Here is a 17,007-nt window from a genome sequence, read left to right as displayed (position 1 = left end):
AACTACCAAGGTTCGCGCTGCGGCTCGCGGGCCGGGTGGCCGCCGCATTCCGCACAATGTCCGGGCTGGCTTTAGCTTTGGGCCGCCGCTGGTGCCTAGGGTGCGCCGGCGCCCGTGCTTTGCTTCGTGTCCCGCCCTCGCCCCTTGCCAGTTGTTACTTGGAAAAGCTCCCGCCTGCTATTCACGCTAATCAGCACATTTACCGCGACTACTTCGATGAGGAGTTTACGCAGGCTATTGACGAGAATATTCTGCAATTGCTCGACCGGGTGTGGTTTCGCTCGCGGCTGGTGGGCTTCGAGCCGTTTCCAGCGCGCAACAACCCCGCCCGGCCCTTGATTTTTGCCTCCAACCACTCGGGCATGGCTTTCCCCTGGGATGCCATTGTGGTGCTGGCGCACTTGTTTCGGAAGCTACCCGACCACTACCACACCATGCCGCGGCCCATGTCGGCTCCGCTGCTTTCTAAAACGGTGCTCATGAACCCGTACCTGGTGCAGCACTTCTGGAAGAAATGCGGCTGCGTAGAAGCCACGACGCTCAATTTCGAAACCATGATGCACAACCCCAGCCACAACCTCATGGTGTACCCCGAGGGCGTGCCGGGCATTGGCAAGGGTTTCAACCGCAAGTACCAGTTGCAGCGCCTGGCCACTAGCATGCTGCGCATGAGCCTGGAGCACGGCACCGACATCATGCCGTTTTACACGATTAATGCCGAGTACCTTAATCCCTACGCCTACAGCTTCGAGCCAATAAACCGCCTCACCAAAAAAATCGGGATTCCGTTTTTGCCCCTCACCTTGCTGCTGCTGCTGGTGCTGGTGCAGCCCTGGGCGTTTTACCTGGCGCTGCCCGCCCAGCTCACCTACGTGATGGGCACCCGCATCCGGCCCACCGAGCTCACCCCCAAAAAGCACGACGAGCTAACCCGCGACGAGTACCTGGCCCTGAGTGAAACCATTCGGGTGCGCATGCAGGCCGAACTCGATGCCGCCGTGCAGGCCCACGGCCAGCAGCCCTATCGCTGGCGCGAGCTGTGGCAGCGCATTAAGGAAAACCGGCGCTACTTCCCGTTCTTCCTACCTTTTGCCTGGCCGGCGGCCTTCACCGAGTTCGAGCGGCGCTTTGTGAAGAACGGCGAGCGCAACTTCAACCTGCACCTCGACCGGCCCGGCGCGTTCTGGCAAATACTATGGCGCAACCCCCTGGTACTGGCTTATTTTATTCCGTTGCTGGGCTGGATACCGCTGGCTATCAAGGGCTATCGCGGGCACCGGTTGGGCCGCCGCGGGCAGCAGCCCTAGGTTATTGCGGCCAGCTTAGTAGCTTAGCAACCGGCTGGCAGTCAGCCAAATTCTTGCATCACTCACCTCTATTTTTTCGCTCATGGACGACCTGTTCAAGAAATTCATCAATACCGGCGTAGGCTTTCTCTCGCAGGGTAACAAGCGCGTGCAAACGGTCCTCGACAAGCTGGTGCAGGATAGCAAAATCTCCGAGCAGGAGGGCAAAAAAATAATGGACGACCTGCTAAAAAGCGGCGAATCTAAGCGCAAGGACCTCGAAAAGCAGCTCCAAACCCTCGCCGGCAGCCTCAAAGACCGGGTGAGCAAGAGCAGCGAAGCCGCCGCGCCCGCCCCCAAAGCCAAGGCTAAAGCGGCACCTAAAAAAGCGGCGGCCCCCGCCCCGGCCAATGCCCCCGCGGCCAAAAAAACGCCGGTGGCCAAGCCTGCCAAAGCCAAAAAAACTACTCCTAGCCCCGACCAGGAGTAGCCCTGGCGCCGCCGGACTGGGCCAGAAAAGCCTCGATGGCGGCCATCGTTTCGAGCGGCGCGCTCAGGTGCGGGCAGTGGCCAGCAATGGGCAGCGTGGTGAGGGTAGCCTGCGGGAGGTGCGCCATCCAAAAGGCCCCCACCTCGGTAGGCGCGATGGCATCGTCGGCGCACTGTAGCAGCAAGGTAGGCTGCTGCAGCTGCGCCACGCTGGCCCGGTTATCGGCCAGAAAAGTAATGCGGGCAAAGTGCCGAGCCACCCGCGCGTCGAGGTTGCAGAAGTAGCCGGCTAGCTCTTCGCCAATGGAGGTGGCGTGCTCAGGCGCGATGAGCAGGCCCATCAGCAGATTGGCCCAGCTGTGCTGGTCTACATCCAGCAGGGCCAGCATTTGGTTGATGTCCTCCAGCGCGAGGCCGCCGTAGTAGCCCGGCTTGTTGAGGTAGCAGGGCGAAGCCGTGAGCAGCACGCACCTAGCAATATATTCGGGCGCCTGGCTGGCGGCCAGCATCGCGATAGTGGCCCCCACCGAGTGCCCAATGAGCACAACCTCGCGCAGGCTCAGCACCTGGCAAATCTCGACTATGTCCTGGGCGTACCGGTCCAGGGTGCTGTAGGCCTGCCAGTCGTAGGCGCCTAGGTCCGATTCGCCGGTGCCTACGTAGTCGAACAGCACCACCCGGTACCGCTTGGAAAGTGGAGTGCTGAGGTAGCGCCAGATTTGGTGGTTACAGCCAAAGCCATTGCAAAACAGCAGCGTCTGCGGGCCCTCGCCAATAACCCGCACATTGTTGCGGCGGATGATGGCTTCGCACTCCGGCGCGACGGCCACGGTAACTGCCTGCTGGACCTCGCGGGGGGGAGAAAACGCCCCCGGCCAAGTACTGCGTGGGGAGGAAGAAGGTAAGTGCATTACGTGAGTGGGATAGGGTAAACGATAGTTGGGCTTATGCTGTACGCTGGATGTAACACTACCCTAAAGTAAAGCACTATATACTAACTAATAGAGTGTTATAGATTTTTTGAAATTAAATATCAATTTTTTTATACGACTGGCTACTTGTTGCTAGGTTGCACTTTTGGGTTCTGCCACTCGCTATATCCTCAATCCAGATATCTCCCCTAGGGCACCCCATACTTTAGATTACGCGGGTAGTCGTTGCCTCGGCCTATTCATGTGCGCGCGGCGAAGCAAACTTCTTTGGCTGGCGACTGAGCAGCCGCAAATGCTTGCGGCGCGCGTAAGCGCGGCCGCCTTTCTTCCTACTTAACCTAAATGGCGCCCTGCGAGGGCTAGGTTACTACTTGGGTTAAGTATTTGCCCGTACCCTGGCGCAACGGCCATAAAAAAAAGCCCGCGTTAGCGGGCTTTTTTTATGACTACTGCTAGGCAGATACCTAGGAAGCGGCCGAGTAGGTTACTTCCTTCACAGCTTTCACCACGCGGGCCACGTTGGGCAGCGAGGCTTCGATGAGTGTGGGTGCGTAGGGTAGGGGCACGTCGGCGCAGGTGATGCGGATAACCGGCGCGTCGAGGTAGTCGAAGGCGCGACGCTGCACGATATAGGCCAACTCGCTCGAGAGGCTGGCCAGCGGCCAGGCTTCTTCTACCACCACCATGCGGTTGGTTTTCTTCACCGAAGCCACGAGCGTGTCGTAGTCAATCGGCCGCACCGAACGAAGGTCAATTACCTCGGCCTGAATGCCTTCCTTAGCCAGCTCATCGGCGGCGGCGAAGGCTATTTTCATCATTTTACCGAAGCTCACGAGGGTTACGTCCTTGCCTTCGCGGGCCACGTTGGCCTTGCCGATTTCGAGGATATATTCTTCTTCGGGTACTTCGCCCTTGTCGCCGTACATCAGCTCCGACTCCATGAAAATAACGGGGTCGGGGTCGCGGATGGCAGCCTTCATCAGGCCCTTGGCGTCGTAGGGGTTAGAAGGCACCACTACTTTGAGGCCGGGCGTGTTGGCAAACCAGTTCTCGAAGTTCTGCGAGTGCTGGCTGCTCAGCATGCCGGCGTTGCCGGTAGGCCCGCGGAACACGATGGGGCACGAGTACTGCCCACCCGACATCGAGTAGATTTTAGCGGCCGAGTTGATGATTTGGTCAATGGCCACCAACGAGAAGTTGAAGGTCATAAACTCGATAATCGGCTTCAGCCCGTTGGCCGCCGCGCCCACGCCGATGCCGGCAAAGCCCAGCTCAGCAATCGGCGTATCAATCACGCGTTCAGGCCCGAACTCGTCGAGCATGCCCTGGCTCACCTTGTAAGCTCCGTTGTATTCGGCTACTTCCTCGCCCATCAAAAAGACGGACGGGTCGCGGCGCATTTCTTCGCTCATGGCCTCACGCAGGGCCTCGCGGAATTGAATAGTACGCATCTGGTTGAATAATTTATGGGGTAAAGTTAAGCGTCTTTTAACGGTAAGTCATTAGCTGCTGGTGGCTAGCTTCTGCCAAATGGAAAGCCAACCGCTAGCAGCTGATGGCTGATAGCCGAAAAGAGCTACTTCAGCGCCTCCCGAAACGCGGGCCGCTGGGCGTATTCCTGAAACTCTAGGTCCTCCACAGCTTGGGTCGAGAGGTTGCGGTCGAGCTGCACGGCGCGGCGCAGCTCCTGGCCCATCGTGCTTTCGTCGTGGCGGCGGGCGGCGGCTACGGCCAGGCCGTAGTGCGGGGCGGCGGCCTGCGGGCGCAGGTCGAGGGCCAGGGTGTACTGGGCGGCGGCGGCATCATAGCCCCCGCGCTGCACCAGAAGCAGGGCCTCGTTCATGTAGTTCTGGTAGCTGGGGCCGGCTAAGCGCAGGCTGGCCAAGGCCTGGTCGGGCTGGCCAATCTGGATTTCGAGCGCCGCCCGGTCCGAAAATATTTTACGCAGCATGGGCCGCGAGCCGCCGAGCTTGATGGCGTAGTCGTAGTCCTGCAAAGCCTCCAGGGTTTCCTGAGCCTGGCGGTGGGCGGTGGCGGCCCGGTAAAATAATTCGGCCGTGGGGTGGCGGTGGGCCGCCAGGGTAAAGTTGACGGCCGCGCGGTGGTAGTAGGCGCGCTGCACGCGCTCAGTGGGCTCCTTGGCCGCGCGCATGGCCAGCACGGTACCTAGGTTGTAAAATGCTTCCCAACTGGCGGTGTTGGCGGCCGACAGCTCGTAGATGCGCTGCTTTTCGGCCAGTAATGGCGTGAGGGTGGCCGAGTAGCGCAGCTCCTCGGGCGTGAGCGCCTCAATGTCGGCCTGCTTTTCCACCATCTTTTTGCTCAGCAGGTACACCTCCGAGTCGTAGCGCGGCGGGGCGGTGTAGGTGACGGCCACCGTGCCCCAGCGCAGCACCGGATAAATGTATTCTTCGAGGTAATCAAAGTAGCTGAGGCCGTGCAGCGCCTTTTCCTTCTGGGCAAAGGTGCCCCGCGTGTCGTTGATGATGGAGATAACCGAATCCTGCTGCGCGGGCTTGAGCACTGAGTTCTGGACCTGGTTCAGGAACAGCTCCCAGCTGCGGCGGTAGGCAACGGTGTCGAACTTAATATTCTCGACCTTATTGAGGTAGGAAAAGCCTTTCACCCGCTGCTTGTAGTAGTAGAGCAGCATTTTTACGCGCTTGCTGGCCAGGGCCGGCTGGTGCGCATCGAGCGAGTCGGGCGAGTGGCCGGCCGCGATGAGTACCCGCTGGGTGTGCTGGTTCTGGTCAATGAGGTCTTCGAGCGCGGCGATATTGGTACCTAGGTGCGAGCGAATAAACCACTTGCCCTGGTCGAAATACAGCGGCAGCAGGCGGGTGCCGCTCATGACGTTGCTGGCGTGCTCAGGCAGCAGCGCCAGGGCCGAGTCTTCGACCACTACACGGCGGGCGGGGTCCGAGATACCGCGGGCCACCAGCGTTTCGGTGCTGGCGCGCAGTATTTTGCCGTGGGGCTTGGTTTCGCGCACCTGGCCGCGGGCCATGAGCTGGCCCGGCGAGTGGCGCGGCGTATTGCGAATGGTAAACCGGTTGCGGCTCACCAAGCGGCCCTTCACCGAGTCGTCGTAAGTAAACTCGCCCGGCGCAAATGACAGCCGGCCCACGGTGTCGAGGCGCAGGTCGTGGTCGTAGCGGTAGGTGAGCACCACCTCGTACACGGCGCCTTTGTGCAGGTGGGCGGCGGCAGTTTTGGCCGTCGCCTCGAAAGGCACCGCGTCACCCACCGCCGTGAGGGGCGCGGGTGATACTTGCACGCGCCGGCCGGCCTCGGCCTGCTTCAGCATCTTAGGTAAGGGCGAGCAGGCCGTGGGCAGGGCCAATACCAAAACCCAGCGACTCAGCTTACTAGCGAAGCGGCCGGCGAAAAATAAATGTTTTTTTTGTTGCAACGGACTCGTCTTTTACGGCAGCTTAAACGTAGAAAGCGACCTAGGCAGGTATACCAATTGCTATTTTAGCGGGGTAATCTGCCGGTAATAAGCGCGATACAAATTGCGGGCAGCCGCCGGGCATTGTATCTTGGGCTGGCAAAGTTGCACCACCCTCTTCGAAACTCACCTATGAAACGCGTCACCGACTTTATCGAAACGCAGTCCTTCGGGCTGTGCTCGGCGCTGGGGCAGCGCTGGGGGTTCAGCACGCGCAGTGTCCGGCTGTCGTTCGTGTACGCTTCATTTTTCACGTTCGGCTCGCCCGTCGTGCTCTATTTCGCAGGGGTATTCTGGATGAATATTCGCCACGCCATGCGCCAGCAGCGCAGCACCGTGTGGGACCTTTAGACATTTAACAGATATCAATTAACATTTAACAGCTCGGCAGGATAGTCAGATAGACTCGTTTGCCGAGCTGTTAATTGATATCTGATAATTGAAGAAACCGCTTTTTGCCCTGCCCGAAATACGCCCACACAATACTGCCCCGGTAGGTGCCTGGCCGCTGGCTGGCCAATAGCCGAGGCCGCGCCAGCTTGCGGCGGCGGCGCCAGTACCCCAGGCGCAGCACAAAATGCAGGTGCGCCTGGCCCACGGCCCGCGCTTCCGGCCAGCTGCCGGCTACTAAGAAACGTAGGCCCGCCACCCAATCTAGAAGTACCCGTAGGATGAAAAAGCCGGCCAACTCGCCCGGGGCGGTGTTTTTGAAGAGCAGCGCCAGGCCGTTGCGGAAGTTGAGGTAGGTCTTGTGCGGGTTGGTTTTGGGGAGGGTGCCGCCGCCCACGTGGTGCACCGTGCCGCCGCCGTGGTACCAGATTTCGTAACCCGCATTCTGGGCCCGCCAGCAGAAGTCGATTTCCTCCATGTGAGCAAAAAAGGCGGGCTCGAAGCCCCCTAGGGCGCGCCAGGCGGCGGCGCGCACCAAGCAGCAAGCGCCGCTGGCCCAGGCCACGGGGCGCGGGTCGTCGTACTGGCCGCGGTCGGTTTCGAGGGTGTCGAAGAGGCGGCCCCGGCAGAACGGATACCCCAGCTCGTCGAGGTAGCCGCCGCCCGCCCCGGCGTACTCAAAGAGCGTGGGGTTGTCGTGGGCCAAGATTTTGGGCTGCGCGGCGGCGATGCGCGGGTTATCGCGCAGCAGCTCGTAGAGCGGCGGCAGCCAGCCGGGCTGCACCGCCACGTCGGAGTTGAGCAGCACGAAATACGGGCTGTCGAGCCGGGCCAGCGCCTGATTATAGCCTTCGCAGAACCCTAGGTTCCCGGTGAAGGCCAAGACCTCTACGGCCGGAAAATCGGCGCGCAGCAGCCCTAGAGAATCATCGGTTGAGGCATTATCAGCCACCACCACGCGGGCCCCGCCGGCGTGCGCCAGCACGCCGGGCAAAAACTGGCGCAGAAAGTGCGCGCCGTTGTAGTTGAGAACAACGATGGCAACCTCCGACAGGTCGCTAACTGGCGAAGGGGCCGCCGCCATAACATCTGCTACGGTGGCGGCCCCTTTGGTCGTCGGCTGCTCCAAGGGACTAGCCGCCAAAGTTGCTTAGGTCGAGGCCGGGGATGTTGGGAAGCAGGCCGCTGGTCTGGCGCTGCATTTCCTGCTTGGCCAGCTCGGCAGCCGCATCCAAGGCCTTATTAGCGGCGGCTACTACGAGGTCGGGCAGCATTTCGCGGTCTTCCGGAGTCAGCAGCGAGGGGTCGATGTCGAGCTTTACGAGGTGGCGATGGCCGTTGGCCGTGGCTTTTACGAGGCCGCCGCCCGCCTCGCCGGTGGCGGTAATGTGTTGGAGCTGCGTCTGGGCCTGTTGCATCTTGTCCTGCAGCTCTTTCACCTTGCCCATCATGCCCATCATGTCAAATGCCATATGCTTGTAGTACTAGTGCGCAAGCCGAAAATGGCGATAAACCTCTGCTACGGTGCGCTGGTAAGAAATAGAAAAGGCAACCTAGGGTGCCCCGGGTGCCAGGAGACAAAGGTAAACTGAACCCCCGGCGATGAACGCCAGAGGTTAATCACGCCCCAAAAACACGCGTTGCGGATAGAAGTTCACCGCGAAAGAATGGCGGTAGTTGCCGCGGGGGGCGTCGGTGCCACGTGCTTGGCCGAGGCCGGCGACGCCAACTCGGCCTTGTGCTGGCGGTCCCAGAAGCCCCACAGCAGCCCTAGGGCGGCCAGCAGTATCATGAGCGTGTACACGACGCGATTCTGGCGAAAAATGATTTCGTTGGCTTTCACTGGCGCTATGAAAAAGGAGTGAACTGCCCCTGAAACGGTGGTGGCCCGCCGCTAGTTGCGCCGCGCCAGGTGCGGAGCAGTCAGAAACTGCCGGTACCAGTGACCCGAGTCTTTTAATGTGCGCTGTTGGGTTTCGTAGTCGATGTGCACTAGGCCAAAGCGCGGTGCGTAGCCGGCGGCCCACTCAAAATTATCAGTGAGCGACCACGCAAAAAAGCCCTCCACCGGCACGCCCTCGCGCTGGGCGCGCAGCGTTTGGCCGATGGCCGCCTGCAAGTAGGCGCGGCGGGCGTGGTCGGCCACGCGGCCGTCTTGGCAGACGTCGGGGAAAGCCGCGCCGGCTTCGGTAATGACGAGCGGCGGCGCGTTTTCGTAGGCCGAAAACTGCTTGAGCATGTGGTAGATGGATTCGGGATAGACCTCCCAATCCATATCGGAGCAGGCCACCCCGCGCTGGCGGGCGGGCACCAGGCTGGCCCACTGCGGCGGCAGCCAGGGCGAAAAGCGCACCACCTCGCGGGTGTAGTTCTGCACCCCCCAAAAGTCGAAATCAAATGCTAGGCGCGCCTCGTCGCCGGGCTGCTGGTAGCGGGCCAGCAGCCAACGCAGGGCGGGTAGCTCCTCAGTGGGGTACCCTAGGCCAAGGGTGGGCTCCACAAAAAAGCGGTTGAGCACGGCGTCGGCGCGGCGGGTGGCGGCCACGTCGCGGGCCGAGTCGGGCCGGTGCGGCGTGAGGTAGGAACACGAAAAGGTGGTGCCAATCTGGGCGGTGGCGGGCAGGGCCGCCCGCAGCGCCCGGCCGCCCTCGGCCTGGGCCAGCGTGGCGTGGTGGGCCGCCGCCAAAAACGCCCCTAGGTGCCGCCGCCCCGGCGCGTGCACGCCCAGCAGGTGCCCGGCGCCCACGAAGGCCATCGGCTCATTCAGCACCAACCAGTGGTTCACGCGGTCGCCGAGGTGGTGGGCCATGGTGGCGGCATAGTCCGCGAACCAGCCCACGATGCTGCGGTTGGTCCAGCCGCCGCGGGCTTGCAGGGCGCTGGGCAAATCCCAGTGGTAGAGCGTGAGCCAGGGGCGCAGGTCGCGCTCGAGGCAGGCATCGACTAGACGGTCGTAGAAGTCGAGACCCCGGCGGTTGGTGGCGCCCACGCCTTTGGGCAGCACCCTGGGCCACGACACGGAGAACCGAAAATCGGTGAGTCCCATGGCCTGGGCCAGGTCGAGGTCCTGCTCGTAGCGGTGGTAAAAATCGGTAGCCACCCGCCCGTGCTCGCCGCGCTGAATGACGCCCTTGCGGCGCGTAAAATCATCCCAGATGCTGGCCTCCTTGCCCTGGTGCTGCCAGGCGCCCTCGGTCTGGTACGCGGCCGTGGAAGCGCCCCAGTAGAACCTAGGGCCGAAGTCGGCGCGGGTAAAATCGGCGGGCGTGGTGGGTGGAAAAAACGCCGCGGGCAGCGAGCCAGCGGGCGAAGAGGCAACGGCAGAAAAATCGGACATGGGCAACGGCAGACTACGCGAGGGTAGCCTGAGAAGGAACAGCGGCCGGCCGCTGCTCGTGCAGCAGCCGGTCTATGATGGTAGCAGTTTGGTCGGGGTAATTCACGGGCACGGGTTTACCCTGCCACAGCCAGTCGTCGACCACGGCCAGGCTTTTGTGCTTGAGGTTTTTGATGACGGGTACGCCCATTTTGGCCAGCGCGGCGGCGTTGCACTGCTGCTCGTACTGCTGCTTCATGGGCACGGCCAGCAGCTTTTTACCCAGGAACAGCGCCTCGGCGGGCGTTTCGAAGCCCGCCCCGCAGAGCACGCCCTCGGCCCGCGCCAGGCTATCGAGAAAGGCCGGCCCGCTCACGGGCCACACGCGCACGTTGCCGTGGGTGGCGGGCGCCTGGCTGTGCTTGCTGAACACCTCCCAGCGCGTGCGGCGGCTTAGGTAGCGCAGCTGTTGCACCAGCATGGCTTCCTCAAAAGCCGGCAGGTACACGGTATAGTGGCCGTCGTTGGTGGGCGTGAGGGAGCGCACCTGCTGCCGAATGACGGGCGTGGCAATGCCCGGCGCGTAGGCCTGGAAGTGAAAGCCGTACTGCGCCGTGCTGGGCGCGTAGTGGCGCAGCACGGCCCGGCCGGCGGGGTTTTCAGCTTTGGGGCGCGGGGCGGCGGGGTGCAGCACGGCGCTCTGGTGGCTCAGGGCCACGCAGGGCACGCCCCGCAGCCGGCACGCCCAGCTCGACACGGGCTCAAAATCGCTGATAACCAAATCGTAGTCGCGCACGGGCAGGTGCCGTATCTCGTGCACAAAGCGCGCCGAGTTGAACTGCTGGAAAGTCTTGACAAAATTGATACCACCCTTCTTGCCAAATAAAAACCCCATGCCCCGCGCCTGGTAGCGCACCGCGAAGGGCAGCGTGAGGTCGGCGGGCGGCCCGCTCACCAACAAATCAAGCTGGTCGCAGCGGCTCTGGAGCAGCGGAATAATGTCGAGGGCCCGGCTGAGGTGGCCGTTGCCGGTGCCCTGGATGGCGTAGAGAATGCGCAACTTATAAGTCTTAATTGGCAGTAAAACCGCTTGTCATGCTCATCCAGCGTCGACTCCGCTACGCTGCGCGGACGCTGGATGAGCATGACGGGTATTATTATAGTTGACTGTTGTATCTACTTCAGCTTAAACTCAGTCAGCAGCCCTTGTAGCAAGGTAGCTACGTCGGCGTCGGCAGCTTGGTCGGTGGGGTCGGGCAGGGCCTCAAGGGGCTCGCGCATGGCGGCGTCTTGGTGGTAGTGGTAGAGCTGCCAGCCGGCTTCGGCGGTGTATTCCAGAGCAGTTAGGTTTTCGACCCAGTCGCCGGAGTTGAGGTAGGTGACAGGGCCTTTTTCGGTGGGTAGGGTTTTGATTTCGGGCTGGTGAATGTGGCCGCAGGCCACGTACTGGTAGCCTTCGTCGGCGGCAATATCGGCGGCGGTTTGCTCAAAGTTGGTGATGGCGGCCACGGCCGTTTTCACGCGCTCCTTCACCAGCTTCGACAGCGCCACCCTAGGGCGACCTACCTTGGCCAACAAGAAGTTAGCGAAGCGATTGAGTAAAATGAGTAAGTCGTAGCCCTGGCCGCCGAGCTTGGCTAGCCAGCGGGCGTGGCGCATGGTCACGTCGAAGACATCGCCGTGAAACAGCCAGGTGCGGCCGTGGGGCAGGTCGAGCACCAGCTTGTTATCGAGGTGAAAATTGCCCAGCTTGAGGCCCGCGAACTTGCGCAGCAGCTCGTCGTGGTTGCCGGTGAGGTAGTGGATTTTGGTGCCCTTGGCGGCTCGGGCGGCCAGGTGGCGCACCACCCGCATGTGCGACGGCGGCCAGTAGTTTTTGCTGAACTGCCAGATGTCCACGATGTCGCCATTGAGCACCAGCACCTCGGGCCGGATGCTCTTGAGGTAGCGCAGCAGCTCGGGCGCGTGGCAGCCGTAGGTGCCGAGGTGCACGTCGCTGATGACGGCCACCTGCACCCGGCGGCGCCGGGGCCGCCGCGCCGCTAGTACGGGAGTGGCCTTCATGCGGCGCTGGTATTAGGCGTGGCTTTGATGCGGCGGGGCCGCACGGCGCGCCCGCCCGCCCGGCGGGCATTTCCCCGAAAAGCCGACCCCAGCACCGAGCTGCCCTCCGCCAGCCACCAGGCCAGCTGGAGCGCCGCGTAGAGGAGGTCGCATTTCACCTCTTTTTTCCAAGCCGCGAGAATACGCATAGCCGCTAGCACCGCCCCGGAAAGAATACGCGGTAGCACTAGCTCAAAATTCAGCGTAGTCTGTGACGGCTTGATTAGCTTAGGGTTATGCTTTTGTCAAAAAGTGCAGTTCTGCTACTGCTCTGGTTACACTGCTGGCCTGTTGCTGGCCTGTTGCTGGCCGTTGCTGGCACGAGTTACGGCTTCGTCTAAACTCGCGCCAGCAACGGCCAGTTTGGTAGCGCTTGACATGAAAAAAGCCGCTGCCGCCACCCAGTATCACCAGGGGCTGCAGCGGCTTCTTTAGCATGTGACGCGGTTTTTAGGCCAGCGAAAGGCAAGTAGCGCGGACTAAAAGCCCGCGCTACGACACGGCGCTTACTTAGCCAACGCCTCTTTCAGCGCGGCTACCACTTTGGGCAGCGTCTGCTCAGCGTTGCCGCCTAGGTCGATGTGCAGGGTGCGGCGCTTGTACTGCTGCAAGGTTTCTAGGTCGCCCTGGGCCTGGGCGTTCTCGAAGGTGCCGAACGAGTAGGAGCGGTCGGGCAGCGGCAGCTCCACCGGGCTGTGGTGCGTGAACTGCACGAACAAGCCGGTGTTGGGGCCGCCCTTGTGGAACTGGCCGGTCGAGTGCAGGAAGCGCGGGCCGTAGCCCGACGTGGTTGCGATATGCAAATTCTCCTGCACCAGCTTGCGGAACGCCTGGAGTTCGGCGCTAATAGTGTCCGACTCGGTGAGGTAAGCTTGCAGGTTTACGAAGTCGCCAGCTTTGGACTGGCCGAAGAATGCCTTGAGCGTACCCACGGCGCCGTCGCCCTTAGCGTCGGTGAAGTACGAAACGCCATCGGCTTCGGCGGCGGCAGCGGGGCCGGCGGGCAGGTGGCCTTGCTCCTGCACCACCTTCATCACGCGGTCGGTCGCGTTTTTGCTTTCCTGCACGTTGGGCTGGTCGAAGGGGTTGATGCGCAGCGCGGCGCCGGCCACGGCCGTGCCCACTTCCCAGCGGAAAAACTCGGCGCCTAGGTCCAGCGGCTCCTGCATGAGGATGGTCACGACCGGGTGGCCGGCTTCTTCCAACGCCTTCAGCTTGTTGCGATTTTCGGTGTCGGGGGTGTCTTCGTAACCCACGTACACGAACAGGCGGTCGTGGCCGTAAACCTCGGGCGTGCCTAGGGGCTCGCCAGCTACGGGCAGCACGCCCTTGCCTTCTTTGCCGGTGCTTTCGGCCAGCAGCTGCTCCAGCCATAGGCCTAGGTCGTGCAGCTTGTCGGGTACTACCAGGGTCAGCTTGTCGCGGCCTTCCTTCGAAAGCACGCCCATCGTGGCGCCTAGTTTTAGGCCGGGGTTGTCTTGCACGTCGCCTTCGCTACCGCAGGCGCGCATCATGGCCACGGCGCGGTCGAGCAGCTCGGCAATGTTGATGCCGTAGAGCGCGGCCGGCACTAGGCCAAAGTAGGTGAGGGCCGAGAAGCGGCCGCCCACCTCGGCGAAGTTCAGGAAGATTTTGCGGTAGCCCTCGTTGGTGGCGTTGGTTACGAACTTGGAGCCGGGGTCGGTGATGGCCACGAAGTTTTCGCCGGCCTTGTCACCCTTAATTTCTTTCAGCTTGGCGTAGAAATAATCGCCGAACGCCAGCGGCTCGGCCGTGGTGCCCGACTTGCTGGCCACGATAAACAGCGTCTTTTCGAGCGGTACCGACTGCTCAATCTGCTGCACGGTGCCGGGGTCGGTGGTGTCGAGCACCGAAATGGGCAGGCCGCCGTTGGCGCGCTCAAACGACTTTTCGAACACAATCGGGGCCATTGTGCTGCCGCCCATGCCCATCACCACTACGTGCTCGAAGCCCGCCGCCTTCACCTCTTGCACAAAAGCGTCGATTTCGGGCACGGCTTTCTGCATGGTTTCGGCCACGCGCAGCCAGCCCATAAAGCTGCGGATGCTTTCCTGGCCCTCGGCGCTGTCGGTCCACAGGGGCGCTTCTTTCTGCCAAAAGCCGGCAGTAAAATTTTTGACGTTCAGGTCGTTGATTTCAGCCGTGATGGCTTCCTGGTACTGGCCTAGGTGGTAGGTAGCCGGGGAAATGCGGGGGGATGACATGGGAGAGAAATGCGGTTTTGAATGGTAAAGCGAACCTTAAAACACCACAAAACGAATGTCATGCTGAGCGCAGCGAAGCATCTTGGGCGCTTCGTTAGACTAATAGTCTTAACGTAACCTACCAAGATGCTTCGCTGCGCTCAGCATGACATTCGTTTTATCGTTGATTGAAGAGTAGTACGAAAACTAGCGCCTAGCGGCCAAAATCGTCCTGCACGCGCACGATATCGTCCTCGTCCGAGGGCTGCGAGGCGTCGGTGTGCTGCCAGATTTCGGCAATCACGCCCCAGCCGTCGAGGCCCACCAGGCGGTGGCGCTCGCCCTGCTTGAGCACGATAAGCGCGCCCGGCTGGTACGATTTCACCTCGCCTTCCTCGTCGGTGGGGCTGGTGGCCACGCCCACGGGGCCCTGCACTACCTTCCAGATTTCGGCGCGGCGGAAGTGGTACTGCCAGCTCAGGCGCTGGTTGGGGGCCACGAGCAGCACTTTGGGGCTCAGCTTGCCCGAAATGCGCAGCTCGTCCACCGAGCGGCCGTCGAAGTACTTGTCGGCAAAGGCTTGGGCCTGGCTTTCGTCAATCACGAAAAAACCGCCCCAGGGGCGCGTCTGGTCCTGCTGCGCGATGGTGAAGCCCTGCTCGGCGAGCGTGGCGGCGATTTCCTGGAAGCGCGCGGATTTGGAGGTGTCTTGGTCGGACATGAAAGGAGGGTTGGTTTGAAGGAGGATTATTTAAGAATGGTAATGGTGCCAGTTTGGCGCAACGGCTGGCCGTCTTCGCCCCGTAGGTCGAGGCGCCACACGTAGGCCGCGTTCACTGGGGGGCGGCCGTTTATGGAGCCATCCCAGGTTTGGGCGCGGTCGGTGGTGCGGAATACTTCCTGCCCGTTGCGGTCGACGACGATAAAGGTAAAGCTTTGCAAATATCTGCCCTTGAGCTCCAATACATCGTTGAGGCCGTCGCCGTTGGGCGTGAAGGCCGTGGGCAGCACCAGCCGCGGGCGGCGCGTGAGAGTGCCCACGTTGGAATAGCTAACAGTGCCCGTGGGCAGGCCCGCGCCGCTGGCCAGCACGCGGTAGCGCACAATCTGGCGGTCGAGGGGCGGGGCTGGGTCGAGGTAAGTGAGGCCAGTGAGGGGCGCGCTAATGGCCAGCACCGCGCCATCGGCACCTAGGGTAAGCACCTGATAAGTGGCCCCGGCCGCCGGCCCGCCCGGTCCCTGGAACGCCGACCAGCGCAGCTGGGCCGACTGTCCTTCGGGGTCGGCGGCCTCTACCGTCAGCAGCGCGGGGCACGAGGATGGGCTTACGCTGGAGACATTGCCGCAGGTATCGCGCAGGGTGGCTGCGTAGCAGGGCGGCGCGGCCAGCAGCGTACCTAGGGCGGTCGAATCGCGCAGTACCAGCCTGGGTACTGCTGCGCTCCCGGTGCGCAGCGGCGCGTAGGCTACCGGCGCTGCGCCGCTCGCCTGCCGGCTGATAATTACCTGGCCGCCTGCTCCAAACGTTGCGGCGCCCGCGCCGGGCGAGGCCGTTACCACCACCCGGTTGCGCAGGTCGAACGACGCCACCACCAGCGGGGCGGGCGGCGGCGTCGTCGATTGAGCGGTGAGGCTCAGCGTGTTCGACACGGTTTGGCGGGTGCCAATGATGCCGCTGCCTACGAGCGTGGCCGTGAGGCGGTAATCATAGGCGCGGCCGCACTGCACGCTGGCATCCACGTAAGTTGAAACTGAGCCGCCGAGGGTAATCACCGCGCCATCGCTGCGGGCGAGCGAGTAGCTCGCCACGGCGGCCCCGCCGTACAGGTCGAAGGTGAGGACGTTGCGCCCGTTGTCGGCCGTGCCGCTGAGGCCTAGGGTCGGCACTTCGTTGGAGAAAGCAGTATTGCCGCAGGCATCGGTGCGCGCGATGCGGTAGCGGCCCGGCGGCACCTGGCCCAGGGTGAGGGTAGCGGTATTGGTGCCCCCGCTGGCTGGGGTGCCCGGCACGGTTTGGTAGGGCTGGCCGGTGGTCTGGGCTTGCAGCGTGTAGGTGAAGCCCGCCGGCACCTGGGCCAGGTCGAACTGCGCGGGGCCGCCGCTGGCCGCCGTGCCAAGGCGCGTGAGGCGCGCCAGCATCGGCGCCTGGGCCACGGGCAGCGTCAGGGTTTGGGTAGTGCTTTGCAGGCACGAGCTGCCCGCGATGCTGCCCGTGACTACAAACGTATTGGCTACGCCCGGCGCGATGTTTACCGGCTGGGAAGTCAGCAGCTGCGGGGCGCCGCCATTTACCTGCACGGTGTACTGCGAGTAGCCCGAGTTGGTGAGCGTGAGCAGCGCCGTATTGCCCGCGCAGGGGGCCACCGTGAAGGCCGGCGGCGTAGGCGCCACCACCTGGTAATTGCGGATGTAGGCCACGCCCGCCCCGCCCGCGCCCGAGCTAGGGTCGGGGTTCGAAAGCTCGAAGACCGTTACCGGCCCCACGTCGGCGGCAGTGGGGGTGTAGGTCGTCGCGCCCGCCGTGGTAGTGGGCAGGCAGTTAGGCGGAATGGCGTTGGTGCCCTGCACCACCTGGTAATAAAGCAGCGTGGGCAGGGTGGCCGGGCGGCAGGCTGCTTGCACAAAGCGCACCGGGCAGCCCACGGTGAGGGTGCGCACCTCCTGGCCGGTGCCCGCATCCACCACCCGAAAGGGCTCGGGGCAGGCGGCCGGGGGCGGGGTGGGGCAGGCGTTTTGGCTGCGCGCGGCCAGGGCCGCCAGCCACAGCAGCAGCAGCAGGCCCAAGCGCGGCAGCGCCGAAGGAGCGGAGAGTTTTTTCATAACCAGCAGCACAACG

Annotated in this window: 16 protein-coding genes; 3 read left to right on the top strand and 13 right to left on the bottom strand. The window is 62.7% G+C overall.

The window, feature by feature from the left end; translation table 11 throughout:
• Window positions 1-158: 158 nt before the first annotated feature.
• Together ACFSDX_RS07110 and ACFSDX_RS07105 are read left to right on the top strand one after the other, a co-directional pair.
• Window positions 159-1,307, top strand: a complete 1,149-nt coding sequence (locus ACFSDX_RS07110) for a lysophospholipid acyltransferase family protein (protein WP_382312575.1) — start codon at window positions 159-161, stop codon at window positions 1,305-1,307.
• Between the two features lie 82 nt (window positions 1,308-1,389).
• Entirely contained in the window at window positions 1,390-1,776 is a 387-nt protein-coding gene (locus ACFSDX_RS07105) for a phasin family protein (protein WP_382312573.1), read from the top strand.
• On the opposite strand, the gene ACFSDX_RS07100 is transcribed toward ACFSDX_RS07105, so the two are convergent.
• The 3 genes from ACFSDX_RS07100 to ACFSDX_RS07090 all read right to left on the bottom strand — a co-directional run bounded on the left by ACFSDX_RS07100 (window position 1,757) and on the right by ACFSDX_RS07090 (window position 6,056).
• Window positions 1,757-2,686 carry an alpha/beta fold hydrolase gene (locus ACFSDX_RS07100; RefSeq protein WP_382312572.1) on the bottom strand — a complete coding sequence of 310 codons (930 nt, stop codon included), beginning with the start codon at window positions 2,684-2,686 and terminating at the stop codon, window positions 1,757-1,759. The two genes, ACFSDX_RS07105 and ACFSDX_RS07100, sit on opposite strands and share 20 nt — an antisense overlap.
• Window positions 2,687-3,171: 485 nt before the next feature.
• Window positions 3,172-4,158 (bottom strand): pyruvate dehydrogenase complex E1 component subunit beta, encoded by a 987-nt coding sequence (locus ACFSDX_RS07095; RefSeq protein ID WP_382312571.1) that lies wholly within the window; start codon window positions 4,156-4,158, stop codon window positions 3,172-3,174.
• Between the two features lie 125 nt (window positions 4,159-4,283).
• On the bottom strand, window positions 4,284-6,056 hold the full coding sequence (locus ACFSDX_RS07090; protein WP_382312570.1) for a tetratricopeptide repeat protein: 1,773 nt from the start codon (window positions 6,054-6,056) through the stop codon (window positions 4,284-4,286).
• 234 nt (window positions 6,057-6,290) lie between these two features.
• Between ACFSDX_RS07090 and ACFSDX_RS07085 the strand changes: the two genes are divergently transcribed.
• On the top strand, window positions 6,291-6,509 hold the full coding sequence (locus ACFSDX_RS07085; protein ID WP_198988391.1) for a PspC domain-containing protein: 219 nt from the start codon (window positions 6,291-6,293) through the stop codon (window positions 6,507-6,509).
• Window positions 6,510-6,579: 70 nt separating this feature from the next.
• Here ACFSDX_RS07085 and ACFSDX_RS07080 read toward each other — a convergent pair whose 3' ends face one another.
• The 10 genes from ACFSDX_RS07080 to ACFSDX_RS07035 all read right to left on the bottom strand — a co-directional run bounded on the left by ACFSDX_RS07080 (window position 6,580) and on the right by ACFSDX_RS07035 (window position 16,991).
• Window positions 6,580-7,677, bottom strand: a complete 1,098-nt coding sequence (locus ACFSDX_RS07080; protein WP_382312569.1) for a glycosyltransferase family 2 protein — start codon at window positions 7,675-7,677, stop codon at window positions 6,580-6,582.
• Between the two features lie 4 nt (window positions 7,678-7,681).
• Entirely contained in the window at window positions 7,682-8,020 is a 339-nt protein-coding gene (locus ACFSDX_RS07075; RefSeq protein ID WP_382312568.1) for a YbaB/EbfC family nucleoid-associated protein, read from the bottom strand.
• 182 nt (window positions 8,021-8,202) lie between these two features.
• Window positions 8,203-8,391, bottom strand: a complete 189-nt coding sequence (locus ACFSDX_RS07070) for a hypothetical protein (protein WP_382312567.1) — start codon at window positions 8,389-8,391, stop codon at window positions 8,203-8,205.
• Between the two features lie 51 nt (window positions 8,392-8,442).
• Window positions 8,443-9,885, bottom strand: a complete 1,443-nt coding sequence (locus ACFSDX_RS07065) for a GH1 family beta-glucosidase (RefSeq protein ID WP_382312566.1) — start codon at window positions 9,883-9,885, stop codon at window positions 8,443-8,445.
• Between the two features lie 13 nt (window positions 9,886-9,898).
• Window positions 9,899-10,924: a glycosyltransferase family protein gene (locus ACFSDX_RS07060; protein ID WP_382312565.1), complete on the bottom strand. Its 1,026-nt coding sequence runs from the start codon at window positions 10,922-10,924 to the stop codon at window positions 9,899-9,901.
• A 116-nt stretch (window positions 10,925-11,040) separates the two neighbouring features.
• On the bottom strand, window positions 11,041-11,928 hold the full coding sequence (locus ACFSDX_RS07055) for a UDP-2,3-diacylglucosamine diphosphatase (RefSeq protein WP_382312564.1): 888 nt from the start codon (window positions 11,926-11,928) through the stop codon (window positions 11,041-11,043).
• A complete protein-coding gene (locus ACFSDX_RS07050) occupies window positions 11,925-12,116 on the bottom strand; it encodes a hypothetical protein (RefSeq protein WP_382312563.1) in 192 nt (63 codons plus the stop codon). Before ACFSDX_RS07050 ends, ACFSDX_RS07055 begins: the two co-directional genes overlap by 4 nt.
• Before the next feature lie 357 nt (window positions 12,117-12,473).
• Window positions 12,474-14,192 (bottom strand): hypothetical protein, encoded by a 1,719-nt coding sequence (locus ACFSDX_RS07045; RefSeq protein WP_382312562.1) that lies wholly within the window; start codon window positions 14,190-14,192, stop codon window positions 12,474-12,476.
• Between the two features lie 193 nt (window positions 14,193-14,385).
• Complete coding sequence (locus ACFSDX_RS07040; protein ID WP_382312560.1) at window positions 14,386-14,892, bottom strand: cupin domain-containing protein; 507 nt, start codon at window positions 14,890-14,892, stop codon at window positions 14,386-14,388.
• Between the two features lie 26 nt (window positions 14,893-14,918).
• Window positions 14,919-16,991, bottom strand: coding sequence for a T9SS type B sorting domain-containing protein (locus tag ACFSDX_RS07035; protein ID WP_382312559.1), 2,073 nt, complete (start codon window positions 16,989-16,991; stop codon window positions 14,919-14,921).
• Window positions 16,992-17,007 lie beyond the last annotated feature (16 nt).

The sequence above is a fragment of the Hymenobacter bucti genome (assembly GCF_042681145.1).
GTDB classification, from domain to species: domain Bacteria; phylum Bacteroidota; class Bacteroidia; order Cytophagales; family Hymenobacteraceae; genus Hymenobacter; species Hymenobacter bucti.
This window is presented reverse-complemented; position numbering and strand designations above follow the sequence as displayed.